Source organism: Streptomyces rectiverticillatus (assembly GCF_013394065.1).
GTDB classification, from domain to species: domain Bacteria; phylum Actinomycetota; class Actinomycetes; order Streptomycetales; family Streptomycetaceae; genus Streptomyces; species Streptomyces rectiverticillatus.
Genome location: NZ_CP040752.1, coordinates 2,620,155 through 2,643,567, shown reverse-complemented (window position 1 = coordinate 2,643,567; position 23,413 = coordinate 2,620,155). Strand labels below are relative to the sequence as shown.

General features: G+C 74.4%; 20 protein-coding genes. 12 read left to right on the top strand and 8 right to left on the bottom strand.

The window, feature by feature from the left end:
- The first annotated feature begins 18 nt into the window (after nucleotides 1–18).
- Genes iolB through FGW37_RS11325 form a run of 4 tightly spaced genes read left to right on the top strand, consistent with a single transcriptional unit; the run spans nucleotide 19 to nucleotide 6,430 of the window.
- The gene (gene iolB, locus FGW37_RS11340; protein WP_179080956.1) at nucleotides 19–885 is read left to right on the top strand and encodes a 5-deoxy-glucuronate isomerase; all 867 of its coding nucleotides are present in this window, start codon (nucleotides 19–21) and stop codon (nucleotides 883–885) included.
- Nucleotides 882–2,771 (top strand): 3D-(3,5/4)-trihydroxycyclohexane-1,2-dione acylhydrolase (decyclizing), encoded by a 1,890-nt coding sequence (gene iolD / locus FGW37_RS11335; RefSeq protein ID WP_179080955.1) that lies wholly within the window; start codon nucleotides 882–884, stop codon nucleotides 2,769–2,771. The genes iolB and iolD overlap by 4 nt, the downstream gene beginning before the upstream one ends.
- Before the next feature lie 19 nt (nucleotides 2,772–2,790).
- Nucleotides 2,791–4,284, top strand: a complete 1,494-nt coding sequence (locus FGW37_RS11330) for a CoA-acylating methylmalonate-semialdehyde dehydrogenase (protein WP_179080954.1) — start codon at nucleotides 2,791–2,793, stop codon at nucleotides 4,282–4,284.
- A 49-nt stretch (nucleotides 4,285–4,333) separates the two neighbouring features.
- Nucleotides 4,334–6,430, top strand: a complete 2,097-nt coding sequence (locus tag FGW37_RS11325) for an FUSC family protein (protein ID WP_179080953.1) — start codon at nucleotides 4,334–4,336, stop codon at nucleotides 6,428–6,430.
- Nucleotides 6,431–6,756: 326 nt separating this feature from the next.
- On the opposite strand, the gene FGW37_RS11320 is transcribed toward FGW37_RS11325, so the two are convergent.
- Entirely contained in the window at nucleotides 6,757–7,356 is a 600-nt protein-coding gene (locus FGW37_RS11320; RefSeq protein WP_179080952.1) for a TetR/AcrR family transcriptional regulator, read from the bottom strand.
- Nucleotides 7,357–7,441: 85 nt separating this feature from the next.
- Between FGW37_RS11320 and FGW37_RS11315 the strand changes: the two genes are divergently transcribed.
- From FGW37_RS11315 to FGW37_RS11305, 3 genes are all read left to right on the top strand, one after another.
- Complete coding sequence (locus tag FGW37_RS11315; RefSeq protein ID WP_246430353.1) at nucleotides 7,442–7,987, top strand: PH domain-containing protein; 546 nt, start codon at nucleotides 7,442–7,444, stop codon at nucleotides 7,985–7,987.
- Nucleotides 7,984–9,504 carry a PH domain-containing protein gene (locus FGW37_RS11310; protein ID WP_179080951.1) on the top strand — a complete coding sequence of 507 codons (1,521 nt, stop codon included), beginning with the start codon at nucleotides 7,984–7,986 and terminating at the stop codon, nucleotides 9,502–9,504. Before FGW37_RS11315 ends, FGW37_RS11310 begins: the two co-directional genes overlap by 4 nt.
- A 130-nt stretch (nucleotides 9,505–9,634) precedes the next feature.
- Entirely contained in the window at nucleotides 9,635–11,338 is a 1,704-nt protein-coding gene (locus FGW37_RS11305) for a sigma-70 family RNA polymerase sigma factor (RefSeq protein WP_179080950.1), read from the top strand.
- A 59-nt stretch (nucleotides 11,339–11,397) separates the two neighbouring features.
- Here FGW37_RS11305 and FGW37_RS11300 read toward each other — a convergent pair whose 3' ends face one another.
- The 3 genes from FGW37_RS11300 to FGW37_RS11290 are packed head-to-tail and all read right to left on the bottom strand — an operon-like array spanning nucleotide 11,398 to nucleotide 14,857.
- The gene (locus FGW37_RS11300; protein ID WP_179080949.1) at nucleotides 11,398–12,150 is read right to left on the bottom strand and encodes a succinate dehydrogenase/fumarate reductase iron-sulfur subunit; all 753 of its coding nucleotides are present in this window, start codon (nucleotides 12,148–12,150) and stop codon (nucleotides 11,398–11,400) included.
- Nucleotides 12,150–14,150, bottom strand: coding sequence for a fumarate reductase/succinate dehydrogenase flavoprotein subunit (locus FGW37_RS11295; RefSeq protein WP_179080948.1), 2,001 nt, complete (start codon nucleotides 14,148–14,150; stop codon nucleotides 12,150–12,152). Before FGW37_RS11295 ends, FGW37_RS11300 begins: the two co-directional genes overlap by 1 nt.
- Nucleotides 14,151–14,152: 2 nt before the next feature.
- On the bottom strand, nucleotides 14,153–14,857 hold the full coding sequence (locus tag FGW37_RS11290) for a succinate dehydrogenase cytochrome b subunit (RefSeq protein ID WP_179080947.1): 705 nt from the start codon (nucleotides 14,855–14,857) through the stop codon (nucleotides 14,153–14,155).
- 89 nt (nucleotides 14,858–14,946) lie between these two features.
- On the opposite strand from FGW37_RS11290, the gene FGW37_RS11285 reads away from it, so the two are divergent.
- Nucleotides 14,947–15,840, top strand: coding sequence for a LysR family transcriptional regulator (locus tag FGW37_RS11285; protein WP_179080946.1), 894 nt, complete (start codon nucleotides 14,947–14,949; stop codon nucleotides 15,838–15,840).
- A gap of 6 nt (nucleotides 15,841–15,846) precedes the next feature.
- On the opposite strand, the gene crcB (FGW37_RS11280) is transcribed toward FGW37_RS11285, so the two are convergent.
- The 4 genes from crcB (FGW37_RS11280) to FGW37_RS11265 are packed head-to-tail and all read right to left on the bottom strand — an operon-like array spanning nucleotide 15,847 to nucleotide 18,382.
- Nucleotides 15,847–16,206, bottom strand: a complete 360-nt coding sequence (crcB, locus tag FGW37_RS11280) for a fluoride efflux transporter CrcB (RefSeq protein WP_179080945.1) — start codon at nucleotides 16,204–16,206, stop codon at nucleotides 15,847–15,849.
- The gene (locus FGW37_RS11275) at nucleotides 16,203–16,568 is read right to left on the bottom strand and encodes a DUF190 domain-containing protein (RefSeq protein ID WP_179080944.1); all 366 of its coding nucleotides are present in this window, start codon (nucleotides 16,566–16,568) and stop codon (nucleotides 16,203–16,205) included. The genes crcB (FGW37_RS11280) and FGW37_RS11275 overlap by 4 nt, the downstream gene beginning before the upstream one ends.
- Complete coding sequence (crcB, locus tag FGW37_RS11270) at nucleotides 16,565–17,044, bottom strand: fluoride efflux transporter CrcB (RefSeq protein ID WP_179080943.1); 480 nt, start codon at nucleotides 17,042–17,044, stop codon at nucleotides 16,565–16,567. Before crcB (FGW37_RS11270) ends, FGW37_RS11275 begins: the two co-directional genes overlap by 4 nt.
- A gap of 57 nt (nucleotides 17,045–17,101) precedes the next feature.
- Nucleotides 17,102–18,382, bottom strand: a complete 1,281-nt coding sequence (locus FGW37_RS11265; protein ID WP_179080942.1) for a styrene monooxygenase/indole monooxygenase family protein — start codon at nucleotides 18,380–18,382, stop codon at nucleotides 17,102–17,104.
- A 602-nt stretch (nucleotides 18,383–18,984) separates the two neighbouring features.
- Between FGW37_RS11265 and FGW37_RS11260 the strand changes: the two genes are divergently transcribed.
- From FGW37_RS11260 to FGW37_RS11245, 4 genes are all read left to right on the top strand, one after another.
- Complete coding sequence (locus FGW37_RS11260; protein ID WP_246430352.1) at nucleotides 18,985–19,953, top strand: polyprenyl synthetase family protein; 969 nt, start codon at nucleotides 18,985–18,987, stop codon at nucleotides 19,951–19,953.
- Between the two features lie 295 nt (nucleotides 19,954–20,248).
- Complete coding sequence (locus FGW37_RS11255; RefSeq protein ID WP_179080941.1) at nucleotides 20,249–20,536, top strand: chaplin; 288 nt, start codon at nucleotides 20,249–20,251, stop codon at nucleotides 20,534–20,536.
- A 205-nt stretch (nucleotides 20,537–20,741) separates the two neighbouring features.
- The gene (locus FGW37_RS11250) at nucleotides 20,742–22,217 is read left to right on the top strand and encodes an AlkA N-terminal domain-containing protein (RefSeq protein WP_179080940.1); all 1,476 of its coding nucleotides are present in this window, start codon (nucleotides 20,742–20,744) and stop codon (nucleotides 22,215–22,217) included.
- A gap of 71 nt (nucleotides 22,218–22,288) precedes the next feature.
- Complete coding sequence (locus FGW37_RS11245) at nucleotides 22,289–23,401, top strand: DUF5937 family protein (protein WP_179084637.1); 1,113 nt, start codon at nucleotides 22,289–22,291, stop codon at nucleotides 23,399–23,401.
- Nucleotides 23,402–23,413: the final 12 nt, after the last annotated feature.

Sequence of the window (23,413 nt, the reverse complement as noted above, 5' to 3'; positions counted from 1 at the left end):
CCGTCAGGAGGCCGCCCCATGACCCCGCTCCCGCCCCCGACCCCGCCCTACGACGTCGACGTCACCCCCGAGCAGGCCGGCTGGGCCCACTCCGCCCTTCGCGTTCTCACCCTCCCGCCCGGCGGCACCCACACCTTCCCCACCGGCGGCAGCGAGTGGATCGTCCTGCCGCTCCGCGGCGGCTGCACCGTCGTCACCGGTGACGACGAGACCCTCGAACTGCACGGCCGCGCGAGCCCCTTCGTCTCCGTCACCGATTTCGCCTACGTCCCCCGCGACGCCACCGTCACCCTCACCACCCCGTCCGGCGGCCGCTTCGCCCTCGCCGGAGCCCGCTGCGAGCGCCGTCTGCCCGCCCGCTACGGCCCCGCCGAGGCCGTCCCCGTCGAGCTGCGCGGCTCCGGCGCCTGTTCCCGTCAGGTCAACAACTTCGCCGCCGCAGGCGCCTTCGCGTGCGACAAGCTCATCGCCGTCGAAGTTCTCACCCCCGGCGGCAACTGGTCCTCCTACCCGCCCCACAAGCACGACGAGCACCACCCGGGCGAGGAGTCCGAGCTGGAGGAGATCTACTACTTCGAGATCGCGGACGGACCCACCGGCACCCCCGGCCCGGGCTACCAGCGCGTGTCGCCCTCGCGCGACAAGGGCACCGACGTCCTCGCCGAGGTCCGCACGGGCGACGTCGTGCTCATCCCCGACGGCTGGCACGGCCCCTCCATGGCCGCGCCCGGCCACGACATGTACTACCTCAACGTCATGGCCGGCCCCGGCGCGGAGCGCGAATGGCTCATCCGCGACCACCCCGACCACGCCTGGATCCGTACGACGTGGCGGGACCAGCCGGTCGACCCGCGGCTGCCGCTCTACCCGGGAGGGAACCGATGACGACCGACCGGACGGCCACCCGCCGCCTCACCGTCGCCCAGGCCCTGGTGGAGTTCCTCGCCCGCCAGTACACCGAGCGCGACGGCCGCCGGCAGCGCCTGATCGCCGCCTGCTGGGGCATCTTCGGCCACGGCAACGTCGCCGGGATCGGGCAGGCGCTGCTGGAGTCCGGCGACGCCATGCCGTTCCACCAGGGCCGCAACGAACAGGCCATGGTCCATGCGGCCGTCGGCTACGCCCGCCACCTCGACCGGCTCTCCGCACATGCCGTCACCACGTCCATCGGCCCCGGCGCCACCAACCTCGTCACCGGCGCCGCCCTCGCCACGGTCAACCGCATCCCCGTCCTCCTGCTGCCCGGCGACACGTTCGCCGGCCGCCCCGCCGACCCCGTCCTGCAGCAGCTCGAACACCCCGGCGCGGGGGACGTGTCCGTCAACGACTGCCTGCGGCCCGTGTCGAGGTACTTCGACCGCGTCACCCGCCCCGAGGCCCTGATCCCCGCCGCCCTGCAGGCCGTACGCGTCCTCGCCGACCCCGTCGAGACGGGCGCCGTCACCCTCGCCCTGCCGCAGGACGTGCAGGCCGAGGCGTACGACTGGCCGGAGGAGTTCTTCGCCGAGCGCGTCTGGCACGTGCGCCGCCCCGCCCCCGACCCGGCCGGACTGGCCGCGGCCGCGGCGGCGGTACGGGCCGCCCGCCGCCCCCTGCTGATCGCAGGCGGCGGCGTCCACCACAGCGAGGCCGAGGAGGCGCTGCGCGCCCTCGCCGACGCGACCGGCATCCCCGTCGCCTCCACCCAGGCCGGCAAGGGATCCCTGCACCACGCCCACCCGGCGGACGTCGGCGGCGTCGGCCACACCGGCACGGCCGTCGCCGACGACCTGGCCCGCACGGCCGACCTGGTCATCGGCGCCGGCACCCGCTACAGCGACTTCACCACCGCCTCGAACACCCTCTTCGCCGCCCCGGGCGTCCGCTTCGTCAACCTCAACATCGCCCCCTTCGACGCGCACAAGCTCGCAGCCCTGCCGCTCGTCGCGGACGCCCGCACCGGACTGGAGGCGCTGACGGAAGCCCTGGCCGGCCACCGCGTCCCGGACGCGTACGAGAAGGAGTACACGGCCGGCAAGCAGGCCTGGGAGCAGCTCGTCACCCGGGCGTTCACCCCGCAGGACGCCGCCGCGCGCCCGACGCAGGCCCAGGTCCTCGGCGCCCTCGACGCCGTCGTCGACGACTCCGACGTCGTCATCAACGCCGCCGGCTCCCTCCCCGGCGACCTGCACAAGCTCTGGCGCGCCCGCTCCCGCCGCCAGTACCACCTCGAATACGGCTACTCCTGCATGGGCTACGAGATCCCGGCGGCGATCGGCGTCGCCCTGGCCGAGCCCGGCCGCCCGGTGTGGGCGCTCGTCGGCGACGGCACGTACCTGATGATGCCGACGGAGCTGGTCACCGCCGTACAGGAGGGGATCCCGGTCAAGGTCGTGCTGATCCAGAACCACGGGTACGCCTCGATCGGCGGCCTGTCCGAGTCCGTGGGCGGCGAGCGCTTCGGCACCGCCTACCGCTTCCGGGCCGCGGACGGCACGTACACCGGCGACCCGCTGCCCGTGGACCTGGCCGCCAACGCCGCCTCGCTCGGGATGCACGTGCTGCGCGCCCGCACGGCCGGTGAGCTGCGGGAGGCGCTGTCCGAGGCGCGCGCCTCCACGCGCCCCGCATGTGTCTATGTCGAGACCGAAACAGCCGACACAGTGCCGGGCGCGCCCCCTGCCCAGGCGTGGTGGGATGTGCCTGTCGCCGGGACCGCGACCCGCCCGGCGGCCCGCAGGGCCCGGGAGGAGTACGAGCGCCACGCCGCCGCCCGCCGCCGCTATCTTTGACCGTAGGAGAGGCCGACCGATGAAGACCGTCAACCACTGGATCGACGGCAAGGCCGTCGAGGGCACCTCCGGCACGTACGGGCCGGTCACCGACCCGGCGACGGGCGCGCGGACGACGCGGGTCGCCTTCGCCTCGGCGGAGGAGGTGGACGCCGCCGTCGCCGCCGCCAAGGCCGCCTTCGCGACGTGGGGCACGTCCTCCCTCGCCACCCGCACCGCGATCCTCTTCCGCTACCGCGCGCTGCTGGACGCCCACCGCGCCGAGCTCGCCGAGCTGATCACGGCCGAGCACGGCAAGGTGCACTCCGACGCCCTCGGCGAGGTCGCCCGCGGCCTGGAGATCGTCGAGCTGGCGTGCGGCATCACCACGCAGCTCAAGGGCGAGCTGTCGACCCAGGTGTCCGGCGGCGTGGACGTGGCGGCGATCCGCCAGCCGCTCGGCGTCGTCGCGGGCATCACGCCGTTCAACTTCCCGGCGATGGTGCCGATGTGGATGTTCCCGCTGGCGATCGCCTGCGGCAACACCTTCGTGCTCAAGCCCAGCGAGAAGGACCCCTCGCCCGCGATCCTGCTGGCCCAGCTGGCCGCCGAGGCCGGGCTCCCCGAGGGCGTCCTCAACGTCGTCAACGGCGACAAGGAGGCCGTCGACCGGCTGCTGACCCACCCGGACGTCGCCGCCGTCTCCTTCGTGGGCTCGACCCCCATCGCCCGCCACATCCACCGGGTGGCGAGCGAGCACGGCAAGCGCGTCCAGGCCCTCGGCGGGGCCAAGAACCACATGCTGGTGCTGCCCGACGCCGACCTCGACGCGGCCGCCGACGCCGCCGTATCCGCCGCGTACGGCTCGGCCGGCGAGCGCTGCATGGCCGTCTCCGCGGTCGTCGCGGTGGGTGCGGCCGGCGACGAGCTGGTGGCGAAGATCCGCGAGCGCGCGGAGAAGATCAAGATCGGGCCGGGCGACGACCCCGCCTCCGAGATGGGCCCGCTCATCACCAAGGCCCACCGCGACAAGGTCGCCTCCTACGTGCACGGCGCGGCCGCCCAGGGCGCCGAGGTGGTCCTCGACGGCACCGGTTTCACGGTCGAGGGCTACGAGGACGGGCACTGGATCGGGCTGTCCCTGCTCGACAAGGTGCCGGCCGAGGCCGACGCCTACCGTGACGAGATCTTCGGCCCGGTGCTGTGCGTGCTGCGCGCGGAGTCCTACGAGGAGGGGCTGGCCCTCATCAACTCCTCGCCGTGGGGCAACGGCACGGCCGTCTTCACCCGGGACGGCGGCGCGGCCCGCCGCTTCCAGCTGGAGGTCGAGGCGGGGATGGTCGGCATCAACGTGCCCATCCCGGTGCCGGTCGGCTACCACTCCTTCGGCGGCTGGAAGGACTCCCTCTTCGGCGACCACCACATCTACGGAAACGACGGCGTCCACTTCTACACGCGCGGCAAGGTCGTCACCACCCGGTGGCCCGACCCGGCCGACAGCGGCGTGGACCTGGGCTTCCCGAGCCACCGCTGAGGACGTCCCGCTGCACGGAACCCGATCATCCGGAACGTAAGCTCAGGCCATGACCTGGTCCAGTGCGTTGCGGAAGGCCGCGCGCGACGGGCTGACGATCGAGCGCACCAAGCTGACGCCCGTGGTCGCCGCCCGTGGCGCGCTCGGCGTGGCGATCGTCGTCGGGGTCATCCTGTGGCTGGGGACCCCGGCGCTCGCGGTGTCGTCCGCGTTCGGCGCGTTCTCCGCCGGGCTGGTGACCTTCCAGCGGAGCTGGCGGCCCCGCCCGGTGCTGGCGCTCGCCGTGGCGGTCGGCCTCGCCGTCAGCACCTTCCTCGGCTACGTGGCCGCCTTCGACCCCGTCGTCTTCGGCACCCTGCTGACGGTCTGGACGCTGCTCGCGGGCATGGCCTGGGCGGTCGGGCCGGTCTCCGGCCTGGTCGCCACGCAGACGATCGCCGTCATGCTCGTCACCGTCACGCTCCCGACGTCCGTCACGGGGGCGGTGCACCACGCCGGGCTGATCGCCGTCGGCGGGCTCGTCCAGGCGGCCCTCATCGTGCTCCTGCCCGTCCGCCCCTGGGGCGTCCAGCGGGACGCGCTCGCCGACGCGCTCGCCGCCGAGGCGGACTACGCGCGCCGCCTCCGGCACGATCCGCAGGCTGGCTTCGACCCGCAGCCGCTCATGGACGCCCGCGAGGCCGCCGAGCTGACCCCCCGCCAGGCCCGCAGCCGGCCCCGCCAGCTGGGCGGGCCGCGCGGCGTCGCCGAACGGCTGCGGCCCGTGCTCGCCGCGCTCGCCGACCCCGTCCTCGGCGCCCCCGCCGAAGGGCCCGAACGGGACCGCGCGCGGGACCTGCTGGGCGCGGCGGCGACCGTGCTGGACGCGGTCGCGCGCGCCATCCGGTGGGGCAAGCCCGTGAAACTGCCCGAGGAGGCGACCGCCGTCCTCACCGTGCCCGCCACCGGGCCGGTCCTGCACGGCGCCGCGCGCCGCTCCGCCTTGCGCCTGATGGCCCTGCTCGGCGACGCGGTCGACGCCACCGACCAGCCCGTGCGCCGGACCGCGGCGCGCGGCGCCCCCGAACACCGGCACCTGCTGCGGCCGTCCGTGCCCCGCCTCGTGCCCGTCGGGCTGCGGGCGCTGCGGCGCGAGGCGCGCTGGTCGTCGCCGGTCGGGCGGCACGCCGTACGGTCCGCCGCGGTGGTCCTCGCCGGCTACGCCGCCGGCACCGCCCTGCCGTGGGGGCACGCCTACTGGGCGCCCATGACCTCCGTGATGGTGATGCGGCCCGACTTCGGCCAGACGTACTCGCGGGGCGTCGCCCGGTTCGCCGGGACGGTCGTCGGCGTGGCCGTCGCCGGCGTGCTGATGGCACTCACGCACCCCGGGCCGTGGGTGTGCGCCGGCCTGTCGGTCGTGTGCGCCGGGCTGATGTACCTGCTGATGCGCACCGGCTACAGCGTGACCTCCGCGTGCATCACCGCGTACGTCGTCTTCCTGCTCGGCATCGCGGGGGAGGGCTGGTCGCAGACCGTCGAGGCGCGCGTCGCCCTCACCCTGCTCGGCGGGCTGCTGGCGATGGCCGCCTACGCGCTCTTCCCCACCTGGGAGACGCCGCGGCTGCGGGACCGGCTCGCCGATTGGCTCACCGCCAACGGGCACTACGCGCTCGCCGTGCTGGGCGCGTACGCCGAACCCGGGGAGCGCAAGTCGCGCCGGGTGCGCGAGGCCCTGCTCGATGCGCGCGCCGCCCGCGCGGCCTGGGAGGAGATGGCCGGCCGCGCCCTGACCGAGCCCGTGCGGCACCGCGGGCTCTCGCGCACCTCGGAGCGGGCGGCGGAGTCGGCGCTGGCCACGATGGGCCGGGCGACGCTGCTGATGGAGGCCCACCTGCCGGAGAAGGACGTCGAACCGTCGAAGGGCGCGGCCCGGTTCGCCGCCGCCGTGGCCGACGCCCTGCCGGCCGCCGCGGCGGCCGTCCGGGACCGCAAGCCCCTCGACTGGACGGCCCCTCAGGCGGCGCTCGCCGCGTGGCGTACGGAGGAGGGCGAGGAGGGCGTCGCCGTCCGGGGCTCCGAACTCCTCCTGGACGCCCTGAACGAACTCGCCACGACCCTGTCCCCGGGCCCGGGCGGCCGCAACCGCGCCCAACGCAGGCCGTAACCATCCCCCGGCGGCGCCGACCGATCCAGCCCGCCCGGCACGGCACCGCCGCTCTCCGCCGCGGTGGCTGAGCGCCGCGGCGGCGGGGGAGTGGGTGCCGGGCGTTCGTGATCTGCCGGGTCCGGTGTCTTCTTCGGCCGCGACGGCGTGCAATCCCCGCGGCGCGTTCCGGCGGTGCCGAGGGGCCTGCCTGCCCGGCACGGCGCCGCCGTGGACGCCCGGCGTTCGTGGCCGGGCCGTGCCGGCCGTTCCTTCCGCCGCGACCGGCGTTCAACCACCGCGGCGCATCCCGGCGGTGCCGAACCGCCCCCCGCCATCCCCCGGCCTCACCGTGTGAACAGGCGTTCCAAGTGGTCCTCCAGCAACCCCTTCGCCTCCTCCGGCGTGCACACCTCCAGGAGGAGATACGTCGTCAGCCCGTCCGTCAGGGCGATCAGGAGCATCGCTTCCGCGTCCGGTGCGCGGGACGTCTCCACCTCGCCCCGGGCGATCCCCGCCCGGATCTGGTCCGCGTAGAAGGCCCGTAGCGCCGGTACGCCCTCCTTCGCGTGGCCGCGTAGCCGTTCGTCGTGGAGGGCGCGTACGAAGTAGGCGATCTGGACCAGGTTCCCGGTGCGGCTCTCCTCGTCGAGGGGGAGCATCTCCATGACCGTCTCCCGCAGGACGTCCCGCGGTGACGGCGGCGCGGCGAGGCCCATGAGGCGCGCGCGGATGCGCTCCTCCGCCAGGCCGCTCAAGTACTTGAGGGCGAAGACGAGCATCTCGTCCTTGCTGGAGAAGTAGTGCTGGAGCTGCCCCAGCGAGATCCCCGCCTCCGCCGCGACGTCGCGCAGGCTCGCGCCGTCGAGCCCCCGCGCGCACGCGATGCGCCACAGCGCTTCCGCGATCGCCCGGCGGCGGGCCTCGTGGTCCACGCGCTTGGGCACGCCCACCACCTCATCTTTCCAAGTCGTTTGTATTGCTATAGCTTATTGCCATACAACTGACTTGGAAAACAGGAGCGGCACGCCCATGACAGGACACCGACGCGGCGCCCACGCACAGATGCAGCCCCGGCTCAGGCCACCCCGCAACGGCGTGGACCCGCGGGCCCGCCGCTGGTGGACCGTGCAGGCACTGCTGACGGTCACCGGCCCCCTGCTGCTCATCGCGGCCGCCCTGCTCGTCAACTCCCTGCTGTTCTTCCCCGGCGCCCTCCCCTGGCTCGCCCCGCTCGTCCTCGCCGTCCTCGTCCTGCCCGCCGCCGGCTACGTCCTGGCCATGCCGCGCCTGCGCTGCCGCGTCCACGCCTGGGAGGTCGGGGAGGCCGCGGTCTACGCCGCCGGCGGCTGGCTCCTGCACAAGCGCCGCATAGCCCCGCTCTCGCGCGTCCAGACCGTCGACACCGTCCGCGGCCCGCTCCAGAGCCGCTACGGCCTCGCCACGGTCACCGTCACCACCGCCTCCACGGCCGGTGACGTCCGCATCACCGGAGTCTCCGACGAGGCCGCGGAGCGGCTGGCCGCCCGGATCGCCGACGCCGCCCGCCTCGTACCCGGGGACGGTGACGCCGCATGAGCGAGCAGCGTCCCGAGCAGTGGCGCACCCTCGACCCCCGCACGATCGCCGTGCACTGCACCTGGATGGGCGCGCCCCTCGGCTCGCTCGCCCTCACCGCGCTCGCCACCGGCGGCCGCTTCGACACGCGCGCGTGGATCACCCTCGCCGTGATCGGCGCCGTCTTCGCCGCCATCACCGCGAGCGGCGTCGTCACCTGGCGGCGCACCCGCTACCGCGTCACCGCCGACGCCGTCGAGCTCCGCACCGGCCTGTTCACGCGCAGCGCCCGCGCGATCCCCCTGCACCGCGTCCGCAACGTCGACATCACCGCCAACGTCGTCCAGCGCGTCCTCGGCCTCGCCGTGCTGCGCGCCGGCACCGGCGGCGGGGGGAGCGGCGGCGAGATCTCCCTGGAGGCCCTCGCCCGCCCCGAAGCCGTCCGGCTGCGCGCCGAGCTCCTCGCCCGCTCCGGCGCCGGCCGCGCCGGCGACCCCGTCCTCGCCACCGCCGACCTGCGCCGGCTGCGCTACGCCCCGCTGACGTTCTGGGTCGTCGGCGGCGTCTTCGCCGCCGCAGGCGGCGTGTGGCGGATCCTCGACGGGATCGGCGTCGAGCCCTGGCGCATCGGCATCGTCCGCCGCGCCTTCGAGGACTTCGGCCACAGCTTCCTGTGGGTCACGATCCCGCTCGCCCTCCTCGCGATCACCGCCCTCGGTGCCGTCGGCGCGGTGACGCTGTACGCCGAGCAGTGGTGGGACTACCGCCTGGAGTGGACCGACGCGGCCACCCTGCGCGTACGTCGCGGCCTGTTCACCACGCGGTCCGTCTCCATCGAGCGCGCCCGCCTGCGCGGCGTGACCCTGCGCGAGCCGCTCCTGCTGCGCGCGGGCGGCGGGGCGAGCGTCCGGGCCGTCGCTGGCGGCCTCGGCGACAAGGAGGAGAACCGCCGCCGCAGCGTCGTCCTGCCGCCCGCCTCATACGGCGAGGCACTGCGCGTGTGCGACGGGGTGCTGGGCGAGCCCCTCGGCGCGTCCCTCGGCGCGCCGGAGCTGGAGCGCCACCCGCGGGCCGCGCTCCGCCGCCGCGTCGTGCGGGCTCTCGCGTGGTGCGTGCTGCCGCCCGCCGCCGCGCTCGCCGTGCTGGGCGCGCTCCTGACGCCCGTCCTGCTGTACTGCGCGGCGGGCTGGGTGCTCCTCGCCGCCCCCGTCGCCTACGGGCTCGCGCGCGACGCCTACCGCGGGCTCGGCCACGGCCTCCGGGGCCGCTTCCTCCTCGTGCGGTCCGGCACCTTCGGCCGGGAGACGACGGCCCTGGACCGGTCGGCCGTCCTGGCGTGGACCTTCACCGACAGCCCCTTCTCCCGCCGGGCGGGCGTCGTCACCGCGACCGCCGCCGTCGCCGCGGGGGAGGGCGGATACCGCATTCGGGACATGTCCGCCGGTACTGCCGCAGGCTTCGCGGAGGCGGCGACTCCGGGGATCCTCACCGAATTCCTGGAACCTTCCTGGAGTGCGGCGAACAGCAGCCGCACATAGGAGGATTTGTCCGGTCCCCTTGAAGTTTTCCGGGCAGTTTTTGTTATCGTCGCGCCCCATCCGCATCTCCAATGTGTCGGACCGAACGGATCGACTCCCGAAACGGAATGCCGGAGAAGGGTGGCGGAGCGTGAACAGTCAGAGCGTGGCCGTGGTCGAGGCGGCGCGAGCCGGGGACACGGCGGCACAGGACGAGCTCGTCGCCGCGTACCTGCCGCTCGTCTACAACATCGTCGGCCGGGCCCTGGGCGGCCACGCCGACGTCGACGACGTGGTCCAGGAGACCATGCTCCGGGTCATCAACGGCCTCGGCGAGCTGCGCGACGCCGCCGCCTTCCGGTCCTGGCTCGTCGCCATCACCATGAACCAGATACGCAGCCACTGGCGGGAGCGCCCGGAGACTCCCGTCAGTGGCCTGCAGGAGGTCGCCGAAGTCCCCGACCCGGAGGCGGACTTCGTCGACATCACCATCGTCCGGCTCGGTCTGCAGGGGCAGCGCAAGGAGGTCGCCGAGGCCACGCGCTGGCTCGACGACGACGAGCAGACCGTGCTGTCCCTGTGGTGGCTGGAGGCCGCCGGCGAGCTGACGCGCGCCGAGGTCGCCGCCGCCCTCGACATGACCCCGCAGCACGCCGCCGTCCGCATCCAGCGCACCAAGGCCCAGCTGGACACCGCCCGCGGCGTCGTCCGGGCCCTCGCCGCTCAGCCCGCCTGCCCGCAGCTCGGCGACGTCGTCGCCTCCTGGGACGGCGCCCCCTCCGCCCTGTGGCGCAAGCGCGTCGCCCGTCACGTGCGCGGCTGCGGCCGCTGCGTCGGCGCGACGTCGGCCCTGGTCCCCGCCGAGGGGCTGCTCGTCGGCCTCGGCCTGGTGCCGCTGGGCGCCGGGCTGCTGGGCTGGTGGCGCGGCGGGTCGGTGCTGCAGACGCAGCAGGTGGCCCACGCCCACGCCTCCCCGGCGGGATCACCGGCGGGGTCACCGGCGGCATCCCCGGCCGGCGCCGGCGAAGGCACGCGCGCGGGCACGCGCGTGGCCCGCCGCCGCGCGGGCAACGGCAACGGGGGCCACCGCGCCCGCCGCCCCCGCACCGCCAAGCGGGCCGCGGCCGGCGCCGCCGCCCTCGCCCTTCTCACGGGCGGCGTCCTCGGCGGTCTCTACCTCTTCACCGACTCGCCCGGGGAGACGTCCGTCTCCGCCAAGGACGGCCAGGCGCCGCAGAACCGGGTGAAGGCCCTCGACGCCGGCGCGTCCGTGCTGCCGTCCGCCGCCTCCCCGTCCGCCTCGGCGAGCGCGTCCGCCTCAGCCTCCGCCTCGGCCAAGCCGTCGGCGTCCGCATCCTCCTCCGCCTCGCCCTCCGCGGAGCCGAGCCGGTCCGCCGCCTCCGCGAAGCCCTCGCCCGAGGCGAAGAGCGCGAGCCCGGCCAAGCGCGCCCCCAAGGCCGCGAACCCCGGCGGCGGCTCGCTCGGTCAGCAGGTCACCGCTCTGGCCAACGCCGAGCGCGCCAAGGTGGGCTGCTCGCCCCTGACCGAGAACAGCACCCTGGACGCGGCGGCCCAGGGCCACTCCGACGACATGGCCGCCCGCAGCTTCTTCAACCACACCAGCCCCGACGGCAAGGGCCCCGGCGACCGCATCACCGCCGCCGGCTACAACTGGAGCACGTACGGCGAGAACATCGCCTACGGGCAGCAGTCGGCGGCCTCCGTCATGGACTCCTGGATGAAGAGCGACGGCCACCGCAAGAACATCCTCAACTGCTCCTTCAAGGAGATCGGCGTGGGCGTCAACCACGCCCCGGGCGGCCCCCGCTGGACCCAGGTCTTCGGCGCCCGCTGACCGGGCCGCCGGCCCGGGCCGCTGACCTGCTGTGCCGGCCCGGCCGCCGGCCCGCCGGCTCAGCGCCGTCGGCCGCCCTTGAGCGTGGCCCGCAGGTATTCGCGGTTCATGGCGGCGATGGACTGCAGGGGGATGCCCTTCGGGCAGGCCACGGCGCACTCGCCGGTGTTCGTGCAGCCGCCGAAGCCCTGGTCGTCCATCGTGCCCACCATGTCCAGCACCCGGGACTCCCGCTCGGGGCCGCCCTGCGGGAGGACGTTGAGGTGGACGACCTTCGCGGAGGTGAAGAGCATCGCCGAGCCGTTGGGGCAGGCGGCCACGCACGCGCCGCAGCCGATGCACTCGGCGTGCTCGAAGGCGAGGTCGGCGACCGGCTTGGGCACGGGCGTGGCGTGGGCCTCGGGGGCGGAGCCGGTGGGAGCGGTGACGTAGCCGCCGGAGCCGATGATGCGGTCGAAGGCGGAGCGGTCGACGACCAGGTCCTTCACGACCGGGAAGGCCGCCGCCCGCCACGGCTCGACGTCGATGGTGTCGCCGTCGGCGAAGTGGCGCATGTGCAGCTGGCAGGTCGTGGTCCGCTCGGGCCCGTGCGCCTGCCCGTTGATGACCATGCCGCACGCGCCGCAGATGCCCTCGCGGCAGTCGTGGTCGAAGGCCACGGGCTCGTCCCCGGTGAGGATCAGCTCCTCGTTGAGGTGGTCGAGCATCTCCAGGAAGGACATGTCCTCGCTGATTCCCGTGACCCGGTAGGTGGTCATGGCGCCCGGCTCGCCGGCGTTGCGCTGGCGCCAGATGCGCAGGGTGAGGTCCATTACGCGTAGCTCCGCTGGGTGGGGTGGACGTATTCGAAGGTCAGCGCTTCTTTGTGGAGGACCGGCGCCCGGCCCGTCCCGGTGAATTCCCAGGCCGCCGCGTACGAGAATTCCTCGTCCTTGCGGGCCGCCTCGCCCTCGGGCGTCGCGCTCTCCTCCCGGAAGTGGCCGCCGCAGGATTCCGAGCGGTGCAGGGCGTCCAGGCACATCAGCTCGGCGAGTTCGAGGTAGTCGACGATGCGGTTGGCCTTCTCCAGGGACTGGTTGAGTTCCTCGCCGGTCCCGGGCACCTTGATGCGGCGCCAGAACTCCTCGCGCAGGGCGGGGATGCGGCCGAGCGCCTTGCGCAGGCCCGTCTCGGTGCGGGCCATGCCGCATTCGTCCCACAGCAGTTCGCCGAGCTCGCGGTGGAAGGAGTCCGGGGTGCGGTCGCCGTCGGCGGCGAGGAGGCGGTGCAGCCGGTCCGTCACTTCCGTTATGGCCTCCGCCACGGCCGGGTGGTCCTCGGGTACGGCGTCGTGCGGGTGCCGGGCCAGGAAGTCGTTGATGGTGGAGGGGAGGACGAAGTAGCCGTCGGCCAGGCCCTGCATCAGCGCCGAGGCGCCCAGGCGGTTGGCGCCGTGGTCGGAGAAGTTGGCCTCGCCGATCGCGAACAGGCCCGGCACGGTGGTCTGCAGGTCGTAGTCCACCCACAGGCCGCCCATGGTGTAGTGGATGGCCGGGTAGATCCGCATGGGGACCTCGTACGGGTTCTCCGCCGTGATCCGCTCGTACATCTCGAAGAGGTTGCCGTACTTGGCCTCGACGGCCTTGCGGCCCATGCGGGCGATGGCGTCGGCGAAGTCCAGGTAGACGCCCTGCCCGCCCGGGCCGACGCCGCGCCCCTCGTCGCAGACGTTCTTCGCGGCGCGCGAGGCGATGTCGCGGGGGACGAGGTTGCCGAAGGAGGGGTAGATCCGCTCCAGGTAGTAGTCGCGCTCGTCCTCGGGGATCGCGGCCGGCGGGCGCGTGTCGCCCTTGGCCGCGGGCACCCAGATGCGGCCGTCGTTGCGCAGCGACTCGCTCATCAGCGTCAGCTTCGACTGGTGGTCGCCGGAGCGCGGGATGCAGGTGGGGTGGATCTGGGTGAAGCAGGGGTTGGCGAAGTACGCGCCGCGGCGGTGGGCCCGCCAGACCGCGGTCGCGTTGGAGTTCTTGGCGTTGGTGGAGAGGTGGAAGACGTTGCCGTAGCCGCCGCTGGCGAGGACCACCGCGTCCGCGACGTACGTGCTGACGGCCCCTGTGATCAGGTCGCGCGCCACGATCCCGCGCGCCCGCCCGTCGATGACGATCAGGTCGAGCATCTCGGTACGGGCGTGCATCTCGACGTTGCCCGCGTCGATCTGGCGGCTGAGCGCCTGGTAGGCGCCGAGCAGCAGCTGCTGGCCCGTCTGCCCGCGCGCGTAGAACGTCCGGGAGACCTGGACGCCGCCGAAGGAGCGCGTGTCGAGCAGCCCGCCGTACTCGCGGGCGAACGGCACGCCCTGCGCCACGCACTGGTCGATGATCTCGACCGAGACCTGCGCGAGGCGGTGGACGTTGGACTCGCGGGCGCGGAAGTCGCCGCCCTTGACGGTGTCGTAGAAGAGGCGGTGCACGGAGTCGCCGTCGTTGCGGTAGTTCTTGGCGGCGTTGATGCCGCCCTGCGCGGCGATGGAGTGGGCACGGCGCGGCGAGTCCTGGTAGCAGAACTGCACGACGTGGTAGCCCTGCTCGGCGAGGGTGGCGCCCGCGGCGCCGCCCGCCAGGCCCGTGCCGACGACGATGACGGTGTGCTTGCGGCGGTTCGCGGGGTTGACGAGCTTGGCCTCGAAGCGGCGCCGGTCCCAGCGTTCGGCTATGGGGCCGCCGGGGGCGGCGGTGTCGGTGACCGGCTCGCCGGTCGTGTAGTGCGTGTAGTCGGATGAGATGGACGAGATGGACGAGATGGACGGGATGGAAGAGGCGGACGAGGTGGACATGCTCAGCTCACGACTCCTATCAGGACGCCCACGGGCACGGCGATGAAGCCGCAGGTCAGCACGAGCGCCAGCGCGTCGGCCAGGAACTTCAGCACCCGGTCGCGGCGCGGCGAGTTGGCGCCCAGTGTCTGGGCGGCGCTCCAGAAGCCGTGCCGGATGTGCAGCCCGAGGGCGAGCATCGCGGCGATGTAGAAGGCCGTGACGGCGGGGCGGTCGAGGGAGGCGACGAGGTTCTCGTAGGGGCGGCCCTCCTCGGCGTTGGGGTTGACCGTCAGCGTCGTCAGGTCGAGGACGTGCCAGACGATGAACAGCCCGAGGATCACGCCGCCCCAGCGCATGGTGCGGGTGGCGTAGCTCGCGCGCTGCCGCTTCCGTGCGTATTTCTGCGGGCGCGCGGCGAGGTCGCGGCGGCTGAGCTGGTACGCGGCCACGCCGTGCAGCACGACCGCCGTCCCGAGGGCGGCGCGGGCGATCCACAGGAACCACTCGTAGTGCAGGAAGGGTTCGCCGACGGTGCGGATCCAGTGCCCGTAGTGGTTGAACTCCCCGGCCCCGAAGAACACCTTCAGGTTGCCCACCACGTGGGCGACCAGGTACGCCAGCATGATCATGCCGGTGACCGCCATGACCGCCTTCTTGCCGACGGTCGACCGCCACACGGAGCCGATGAGGGACGGAGGACGGTCCGTCCGGGTCGCCAGTGCCATGGCACCAGACGCTAGGCAGCGGCCGGTCGATCCGTCCAAGACATGATGAAGCTGGTTTCCATAGGCTCCTCCTATCTATGCTGCTGATCGTGCAACTCCAGCAGCTCCGCTACTTCGCGACCCTGGCCGAAGTCCGTCACTTCACCCGGGCCGCCGAGTCCCTGCACGTCGCCCAGCCCTCGCTCTCCCAGCAGATCCGCGCCCTGGAGCGGGAGCTGGGCGCGGAGCTCTTCCAGCGCGCCCGCGGCAACATCACCCTCACCGACGCCGGCGAGGCGCTGCTGCCGCTGGCCCGGCAGATCCTGGCCGACACCGAGACGGCCCGGCGCGAGGTGCAGGAGGTAGCCCAGCTGCGGCGCGGCCGGGTGCGCCTCGGCGCCCCGCCCAGCCTCTGCGCGAGCCTCGTCCCCGACGTCCTGCGGGCCTACCACGCCCGCTACCCGGGCATCGAGCTCCTCGTCGACGAAGGCGGCTCCCAGGACCTCGTCCGCACCCTCGCCGCCGGCGGCCTCGACCTCGCCCTGATCATCACGCCGCTGGCCGTCGGCGCCCCCGCCCTCGCCACGACCGAGCTCCTGCGCGAGGACCTCGTCGTCGTCTCCGCCCCCGGCGAGCCCCCGCCCGTCCGGCGCCGCGCCCTGCGCGTGGCGGACCTGGAGGGCCTGCCCCTGGTGATGTTCCGCCACGGCTACGACCTGCGCGAGATCACCATCGCGGCCTGCCGCGCCGCCGGCTTCGAGCCCGTCTTCACCGTCGAGGGCGGCGAGATGGACGCGGTCCTCGGCTTCGTCCGCGCGGGCCTGGGCCTGGCGGTGGTCCCGGGCATGGTGGCGGCCCGCTCCGGCCTGCGGGTCACCCCCTTCGAGGGCACCCGCATGCGCCGCACGATCGCCCTGGCCCACCGCAAGGACGTCGCCCCGCCGCGCGCGGCGCGCGAGCTGCGGACGGTGCTGCTGGAGCACCTGGGGACGGCGCAGGCCTGAGGCGGCTCAGCCCCACAGCCCCCGCCCCAGCGCCACCCCCGCGAAGGCCGCGCCCAGCCCGCACACCACGCTGAGGACCGCGTTCGCCGCCGCGTAGCCGCGGGCACCCTCGCGGGCCAGGACCAGCGTCTCGTAGGAGAAGGTGGAGTACGTCGTGAGGGCGCCGCACAGACCCGTGCCCAGGAGCAGTTGCAGGTGCGAGGGTGCGGCGGTGGTGAGGACGCCCAGGATCAGGCTGCCCGCGGCGTTCACGGTGAGCGTGCCCCAGGGGAAGACCGAGTCGTGGCGCGACTGCACCGCACGGTCGGTGAGGTAGCGCAGGGGCGCGCCGGCCATCGCGCCGGCGACGACGAGGAGCCAGTTCACGCGCCGCCCTCCGGGCCGGCGGGCCCGAGCCGCGGGACCTCGACGGGCTCCAGCGTGACCAGACGCTCCCCGGTGACCACGCCCAGCAGCGGCAGGAACGCCCGTACGCGCTCCTCCGTGTCCACGATCACCACCGTCACCGGCAGGTCCTCGCTCAGCGAGAGCAGCCGCGTGGTGTGGACGACGGACGAGGCGCCGTAACCCTCGACCCCGCGGAAGACCGTCGCCCCGGCGAGCCCGGCGGTGTGCGCACGGTGCACGATCTCGGTGGACAGCGGGCGGTGCTCCCACCGGTCCGACTCGGTGAGGAAGACCGTCAGGCGAAGGGCCCTGCCCTGGAGCTTCGCGGCCTGCGGCGTCATCGCGTACGCCTTTGCAGCAGGAACGCCTTCGTCGCCGTGGCCGCCACGAGGACCGTCGCCAGCGCGGCGACGAGCGTGCCCGCCAGATACGCGAGCGCCGTCGCCACGCGCCCGTCCTCGATCAGCCGCTGGGCGTCCACCGTGTACGTCGAGAACGTGGTGAACCCGCCGAGCACCCCCGTCCCGAGGAACGGCCGCAGCAGCCGGTGCGGCGCGGCGAGCTCGGCGATCACCGTCAGCAGCACCCCGATCAGGGCGCAGCCCACCACGTTGATGAGCAGGGTGGTCCAGGGGAAGGCACCGGCCGGCGTGGGCCACAGCAGCCCGGCGCCGTAGCGGGCGGCGGCCCCCGCGCCGCCGCCGAGGGAGACCGCGCAGACGACCGCGCCCTGCCCGCGGGTCACGGACGGCCGTGCCGGGGGAGGCGTACGCGGGCACGGGCCGCCGGTGACCGTCCCGGGCCGGGTCGTGCTCACGGTCGTTCCGCCTCCTCCGCGCAGGGCTGCCGCCGGGCCTCGCCGGGCGCTCCCAGGCTATCCGGCGGCGGGCCCCGCCGCCCTCGCCGCCCCCACCGCCGCGAGGTAGGCGTCGGCCCGGTCCGCGTCCATGAACCAGTCCTGGAAGCCGGCCGGGTCCGCGTAGCCGTTGAGGTAGCGGTGCGCGACCTCGGGGTGGTGCGCCACCGCGGACATGACGCGCTGCACGTGCTCCGGCGGGGGCCCCAGCAGCAGGTTGTTGAAGGCCGTCACGTGCCGGGCGTGCTCCCAGTACGCGGCGAACGTGCGCAGCATCCACGTGCGGTCGAAGGGCCGTTCGCCGTGGCCGGTGATCTCCCGCAGGTACCGGGCGGCGCAGCGGGCCGCACTGTTGGCGCCCTGTCCGCCGACCGGGTCGTTGAGGACGACGGCGTCGGCCATGCCCAGGACGTACGTGTCCGGTGCGACCCGGGCGACGGGGTGGCGTACGACGGGGGTCACGGCGCCGGTGAGCGCGGCGCCGCCGTCGGTCGCCTCCATGCCCCGGCACAGCTCGTACTCGCGGGGGAGCCGGGCGCGCAGCAGCTCCAGGGAGCGCTCCACGAAGGCGCCCGGCCCCGGCCGGTCGCCCCAGACGTCGAGGGGCCCGCCCGGCACCGCCTCCCACAGCAGCATCTCGCAGGGCCCGTCGAGTGTGAGGCCGTGCAGCACGTAGAACTCCCCGGCGCCGTCCACGGGGTTGATCCGCCCGTGCGGGCCGCCGAGGCCGTCCGGCCCGTGCGTGCCGCGCACGTAGCAGGCGGCGAGCGTGCGCTGCGGGCGGTCGTACGGGCTGTGCCGTCCGTCGCGCGCGAAGATCTCCGCGAGGGGGCCGTGGCCGGTGGCGACGACCGTCAGGTCGTGGGCGGCGGCGATCCCCGGCAGCTCGTCCGGGCCGACGGTGCCGTACACGACGCGCCCGCCGCGCTCCTCGAACAGCTCCAGCCAGCCCGCCGTCTTCACCCGCTGGTCGACGGACTGCGCGGGCGCGTCGAGGGGGACGGCGATCCCGCCTGCGGGAGCGTACGGCCCCTCGGTGACGGCCAACCGGATGACCGTCATCCGGGGGGTCCGTGCCTCCCACAGGTTCAGCCCGGCGGCGCGCTCCAGGGCGAGGGCGGGGCCGAACATCACCTGCGTGGAGAGGATGCGCCCGGCCCGCACCTCTTCGGGCCTGCGGGCGGCGTACAGCGTGACCTCGTAGGACTCCGCGGGCTCCGTCGGCGCCTTCTGCGGCCGCAGCCCCAGGGCCAGCTGCAGCCCCGCCTGACCCGCTCCGACCACTGCGATTCTGCGCATCGCCGCCTCCGCGGGCCCGGAGGTCGCCTGCCGTGTGGTCCCGGTGCCGGGCCCCCACCCGTTGTAGCGGGGCGCGGCGCGCGCTGTACAGATGGCGTACGAATGCCGCACTGGCGTCCGGTGAGCGCACACCGGCCGGTCCGTGGCCGCCCTGCGGCCGCCCGTGCCGGCCCGGGGCGCGGCGCGCGGGCGCCATCATCGTCCGCGCCGCGCCGCACCCGTCCGGCACTGGCCTGATGGCGACGGTGCAGGGGACCGCTTCGGCGCAGGTCAGGCGGGTGAATCGGAGGATGATACGACCGGTGGTCAGGGCAACGGCCCAGGACGGCCGTGCGGCGACAGCCGATTATGAGCCACACGCGAGCCCCCCTCGTACGCGCGCACGGGCCGCAAGCCGCCTTCTGAGCCTGCCCCGACCGGCCGGCCGGGCGGTCGAGAGCGCCATGAAGCAGGAGGGACGGCGCATTCCGGTATGGCAGGAAACCGTCGCTTCCCGAGCGTTCCCGTGGGCAGTCTTCTGGCCGGTCAGGCTCCGCCCCCGGGCGGGGCGCCCGCCCGGCAGGGTCGGTCGCAGGACCGAAACCGATCCAGGGAGGCACACGATGACGACGCAACCCCAGCTGCCCCGCGCGGTGGCGCCCCGGGAGCCGGTTCCCCAGCTCCAGCGCGCCGGGATGCTCGACCAGGTCGAGAAACGGCTGCGCGGCCTCCTCAACGACGAGCACCGGCGCTGGCGCACCGCCGACGCGCGGGGCGCCGGCATCGTGGAGTCCCTCGCCGAGCTCGTCGCCGTGGGGGCCGACCGGATCCGCCCGGTCATCCTCCTCACCGGCTATCTGGCGGCGGGCGGCGACCCGGAGGCGCCCGAGCCCGTCGAAGCCGCCGCCGCCCTCGAACTCCTCGACACCTGCACCCTCATCCGCAGCGACGTGCGCGACAACGCCGCACTGCGCCGCGGCATCCCCACGCTGCACGTCAGCCGCGCCGCCGAGCACGAGCGCAACGGCTGGGCCGGCGAGGCCCGGCGCTTCGGCGACTCCACCGCCACCCTGGCCGGCGACCTCGCCCTCTCGCTCGGCGACCGGCTCGCCGCGCGCCTGCCCGCCGCCGCGTGGCAGATCTGGGACGACATGCGCACCGAGCGCGTGATCGGCACCTACGCGCACGAGGCGATGGCCGCCGAATACCTCGACGACCCGTGGCCCGGGCGGTGCATATCGGGCTGTGACCGGGGCTGCACGGCGGGCTGGTACGCCCTGCGGCACCCGCTCCGGCTGGGCGCGGCGCTCGCCGGCCGGACCGACCTCGACACCGCCTACGACGCCTACGCCCGCTCGCTGCACGCCGCGTGGCGGCTGCGCGGCTTCCTCGACGGCGGCCCCGAGTACGACTGGGACGCGGAGCTGCTGCGGGAGATCCTCCTGGAGCGCGAGGAGCGCGGCATCGCCGAGCGCCTCATCCGCGAGCTGGTGGACCGGGCGTCGCGGACCGCGGCCTCCTCGCGGCTGGCCGACGGGTGGTGCGAGGAGCTGACGGCCTTCGCGGTGCGGATGGCGGCGGAGCGGGGGTGAGCGGGTCGGGATAAGCGGGGCGGGACGAGCGGGTGGCGAGGACGGCAGGGAGCGCTGCGCCGTACGGGGAATTCCGCCCGGGAAATACCGCGGATTTCTGTGCGGCGTGTACGTGGCGTGTGCATGGGACGGGGGCGCGGAAAGGGCGGACCACCGGGCGAAAAGGCGGTCACCCATCCGCACCATGTACGAAACCTTTGCGAGCACCGGGCGTTGAAAAGCACACCCCGGCCCTTACCGGTCGGGCGCCCCCCAGTTCGATCGAGCAAGATCAAGCAGCAAAGGTGTCTCCCCCATGTCACGAATCGTCAAAACGGCTGCCCTGACCGCCACCGTCGGTGCGGCGCTCGCGGGTCTCACCGGCCACGCGCTCGCCGACGCGGGCGCCAAGGGCGTGGCCGCCGGTTCCCCGGGCGTCATCTCGGGCAACGTCATCCAGGTTCCGATCCACATCCCGATCAACCTCTGCGGCAACACGATCAACATCGTCGGCCTGCTGAACCCCGCGTCCGGCAACGTCTGCGTCAACTCCTCCGGCGGACACGGGCACGGCGGGCACGGACACGGCGGGTACGGACACTAAGAGACGACCGGCGGTCCCCGGGGTGCCCCCGCCCCGGGGACGCCGCCTCGGTGTGGCGCCCCGATCCCGTCGCGGGCGCCACGCCCATTCCCTCCGAGGATTCCGGGGCCTTTCCTGCCGCGGCCTCTCCCGCTGCCGTATGCGCCCGACATGGATGTCGGATTTCCGCGAGATCGAGGGCGGGTAGTCAGCCAATACTGGCGGCATGCACAACGACGTGGACCGGTGCGTCCGGGCCGTACAGTCCAAGGACGCCCGCTTCGACGGGTGGTTCTTCACCGCCGTGACGACCACGCGGATCTACTGCAGGCCGAGCTGCCCCGTGGTGCCGCCCAAGCCGCAGAACATGACCTTCTACCCGAGCGCCGCCGCCGCGCAGCAGGCCGGCTTCCGCGCCTGCAAGCGCTGCCGCCCCGACGCGAGCCCGGGGTCGCCGCGCTGGAACGAGCGGGCCGACCTGGCCGCCAGGGCCATGCGCCTGATCGCCGACGGGGTCGTGGACCGCGAAGGGGTGCCCGGACTCGGGGCGCGCCTGGGGTACAGCACCCGCCAGATCGAGCGGCAGCTCGTCGCCGAGCTGGGCGCCGGTCCGCTCGCCCTGGCCCGCGCCCAGCGGGCGCAGACGGCACGGCTGCTGATCGAGACGACGCCGCTGCCGATGGGGGAGGTGGCCTTCGCCGCCGGCTTCGCAAGCATCCGCGCCTTCAACGACACCGTGCGGGAGGTCTTCGGGCTCGCCCCGAGCGAACTGCGGGCCCGCGCCGCCGGCCGCGCCCGCACGGCGCCCGCGACGACCGGCACGGTCTCCCTGCGCCTGCCCTACCGCGCGCCGCTCTTCCCGGACAACCTGTTCGGGCACCTGGCGGCCACCGGCGTGCCGGGCACCGAGGAGTGGCGGGAGGGCGCGTACCGCTGCACGATGCGGCTGCCGAACGGGCCCGGCATCGCCACCCTCCGCCCGGCGGACGGGCACATCGGCTGCCGGCTGGCCCTCGCCGACCTGCGTGACCTGGCCGCCGCGGTCAGCCGCTGCCGCCGCCTCCTGGACCTCGACGCCGACCCCGAGGCCGTCGACGGCCTCCTCGCCGAGGACCCGCTGCTGGCCCCGCTCGTGGAGCGCGCCCCGGGCCGCAGGGTGCCGCACACCGCGGACCCCGCGGAATTCGCCCTGCGCGCGGTGCTCGGCCAGCAGGTGTCCACGGCCGCGGCCCGTACCCTCGCCGCCCGCCTGGTGACCGCCCACGGCACGCCCGTCGAGGACCCGGAGGGCGGCCTGACCCATCTGTTCCCCGCGCCCGCGGACCTGGCCGCGCTCGACCCGGAGACGCTCGCCATGCCCCGCACGCGCAGGCGGACGTTCACCGCCCTCACCGCCGCCCTGGCCTCCGCGGACCTCGACCTCGGCCCGGGCAGCGACTGGCAGCGGGCCCGCGAGCAACTCGCCGCACTGCCCGGCATCGGCCCCTGGACCGTCGGGACGATCGCCATGCGCGCCCTCGGCGACCCGGACGCCTTCGTCGCCACCGACCTGGGCGTCCGCCTGGCCGCCGGCGCCCTGGGGCTGCCCACCACCCCCGCGGCCCTCACCCGCAGGTCCCGCGCCTGGCAGCCGTGGCGCGCGTACGCCGTCCAGCACCTGTGGGCGACCGGCGACCACGCCATCAACCGCCTTCCGGCCTGACCGCCCGCATCGCAACGGCCTCTGCTCGACTTCGAACAATTCGAACAAGCAGGCATCATGACGTCGTGAGCGTGAGCATAAACATCGCAGGGCTGCCTCAGGAACGGATCGTCTTCGAGACCTCGCCGCTGGGCGAGCTGTGCCTCGCCCTGCACGCGCTGGCCGAGCCCGGCCACCACCCGGGGCTGACGGGCTGGATCACGGCGACGGCCGCCACGCTCCGGCCGGACCTCGCCGACCGCCTGCAGGAGGCCGACTTCCTGTGGCGCACCACGTTCTCCGACCTCTTCATGCCCTTCGCCGGGCTGCGCGGCGGCGCCGTCAGCCCGGGGGCGACCCTGGCCGACGAACTGGACCTGCTGGACCGGCTGGACGACGAGCAGTTCGTCACCACCGCCCTGGAGTTCTCCTGCCTCGCCCTCTACAACGAGGGCGGCACCTCGCCGCTCACCGACCGGGCCGCGCGCACCCGCGCGCTGGAACAGGCCGCCGCCCGCGGCCCCCGGCAGGTGGAGTTCGCCGAGCGCCTGCTGAAGGACCCCGCCTCCGTACGGGCCTGGGTGCGGCGGCTGTTCGAGGACTGCGACGATGCGTTCTTCGCGGACGTCTGGCAGCGGATCGAGCCCCGCCTGGCCGCCGACGCCCGGCACAAGACGGAGCTGCTGCGCCGCAAGGGGCTGCGCGAGGCCCTGGCCGGCGTCTCCAGGGCCCTGGTCCTGGAGGACGGCGGCACCCGCATCAGGGTCGACAAGCTCGCCGAAGGGAGGGCCACGGCGCTGGATCCCGCCGTGGGGCCCGGCCTGACGTTCGTGCCCTCGCACTTCGGCCGGCCGCACCTGATGGTCCTGCACCGGCCCGGGTGGCGCCCGGTCGTCCACTACCCGGTCGGTTCGCACGAACTGCCCGCCCCCACCTCGGTCGAGCTGCTCAAGCTGCGCCTCGAAGCGCTGGCCCACCCCGTGCGGATGCAGATGTGCCGCAGCACGGCCCGCACCGCGCACACGACGGGGGAGCTGGCCGGTGTCCTCGGCATCAGCGCGCCGGAGGTCTCCCGGCACCTGTCGGTGCTCAAGAAGGCCGGGCTGATCACCTCCCGCCGCCGGGGGCGCTACGTCCTCTACCAGCTGGACGTCAGGGCGGTGGCGCGCCTCAGCAGCGACTTCCTGGAGGGAATCCTGCGCTGAGACGCGCCACCC

Excerpts from the sequence above, each read along its gene's own strand:
- iolB (WP_179080956.1), top strand. The coding sequence starts at position 19 with ATGACCCCGCTCCCGCCCCCGACCCCGCCCTACGACGTCGACGTCACC.
- iolD (WP_179080955.1), top strand. The coding sequence starts at position 882 with ATGACGACCGACCGGACGGCCACCCGCCGCCTCACCGTCGCCCAGGCC.
- FGW37_RS11330 (WP_179080954.1), top strand. The coding sequence starts at position 2,791 with ATGAAGACCGTCAACCACTGGATCGACGGCAAGGCCGTCGAGGGCACC.
- FGW37_RS11325 (WP_179080953.1), top strand. The coding sequence starts at position 4,334 with ATGACCTGGTCCAGTGCGTTGCGGAAGGCCGCGCGCGACGGGCTGACG.
- FGW37_RS11315 (WP_246430353.1), top strand. The coding sequence starts at position 7,442 with ATGACAGGACACCGACGCGGCGCCCACGCACAGATGCAGCCCCGGCTC.
- FGW37_RS11310 (WP_179080951.1), top strand. The coding sequence starts at position 7,984 with ATGAGCGAGCAGCGTCCCGAGCAGTGGCGCACCCTCGACCCCCGCACG.
- FGW37_RS11300 (WP_179080949.1), bottom strand. The coding sequence starts at position 12,150 with ATGGACCTCACCCTGCGCATCTGGCGCCAGCGCAACGCCGGCGAGCCG.
- FGW37_RS11295 (WP_179080948.1), bottom strand. The coding sequence starts at position 14,150 with ATGTCCACCTCGTCCGCCTCTTCCATCCCGTCCATCTCGTCCATCTCG.
- FGW37_RS11290 (WP_179080947.1), bottom strand. The coding sequence starts at position 14,857 with ATGGCACTGGCGACCCGGACGGACCGTCCTCCGTCCCTCATCGGCTCC.
- FGW37_RS11275 (WP_179080944.1), bottom strand. The coding sequence starts at position 16,568 with ATGACGCCGCAGGCCGCGAAGCTCCAGGGCAGGGCCCTTCGCCTGACG.
- FGW37_RS11265 (WP_179080942.1), bottom strand. The coding sequence starts at position 18,382 with ATGCGCAGAATCGCAGTGGTCGGAGCGGGTCAGGCGGGGCTGCAGCTG.
- FGW37_RS11260 (WP_246430352.1), top strand. The coding sequence starts at position 18,985 with ATGACGACGCAACCCCAGCTGCCCCGCGCGGTGGCGCCCCGGGAGCCG.
- FGW37_RS11255 (WP_179080941.1), top strand. The coding sequence starts at position 20,249 with ATGTCACGAATCGTCAAAACGGCTGCCCTGACCGCCACCGTCGGTGCG.
- FGW37_RS11250 (WP_179080940.1), top strand. The coding sequence starts at position 20,742 with ATGCACAACGACGTGGACCGGTGCGTCCGGGCCGTACAGTCCAAGGAC.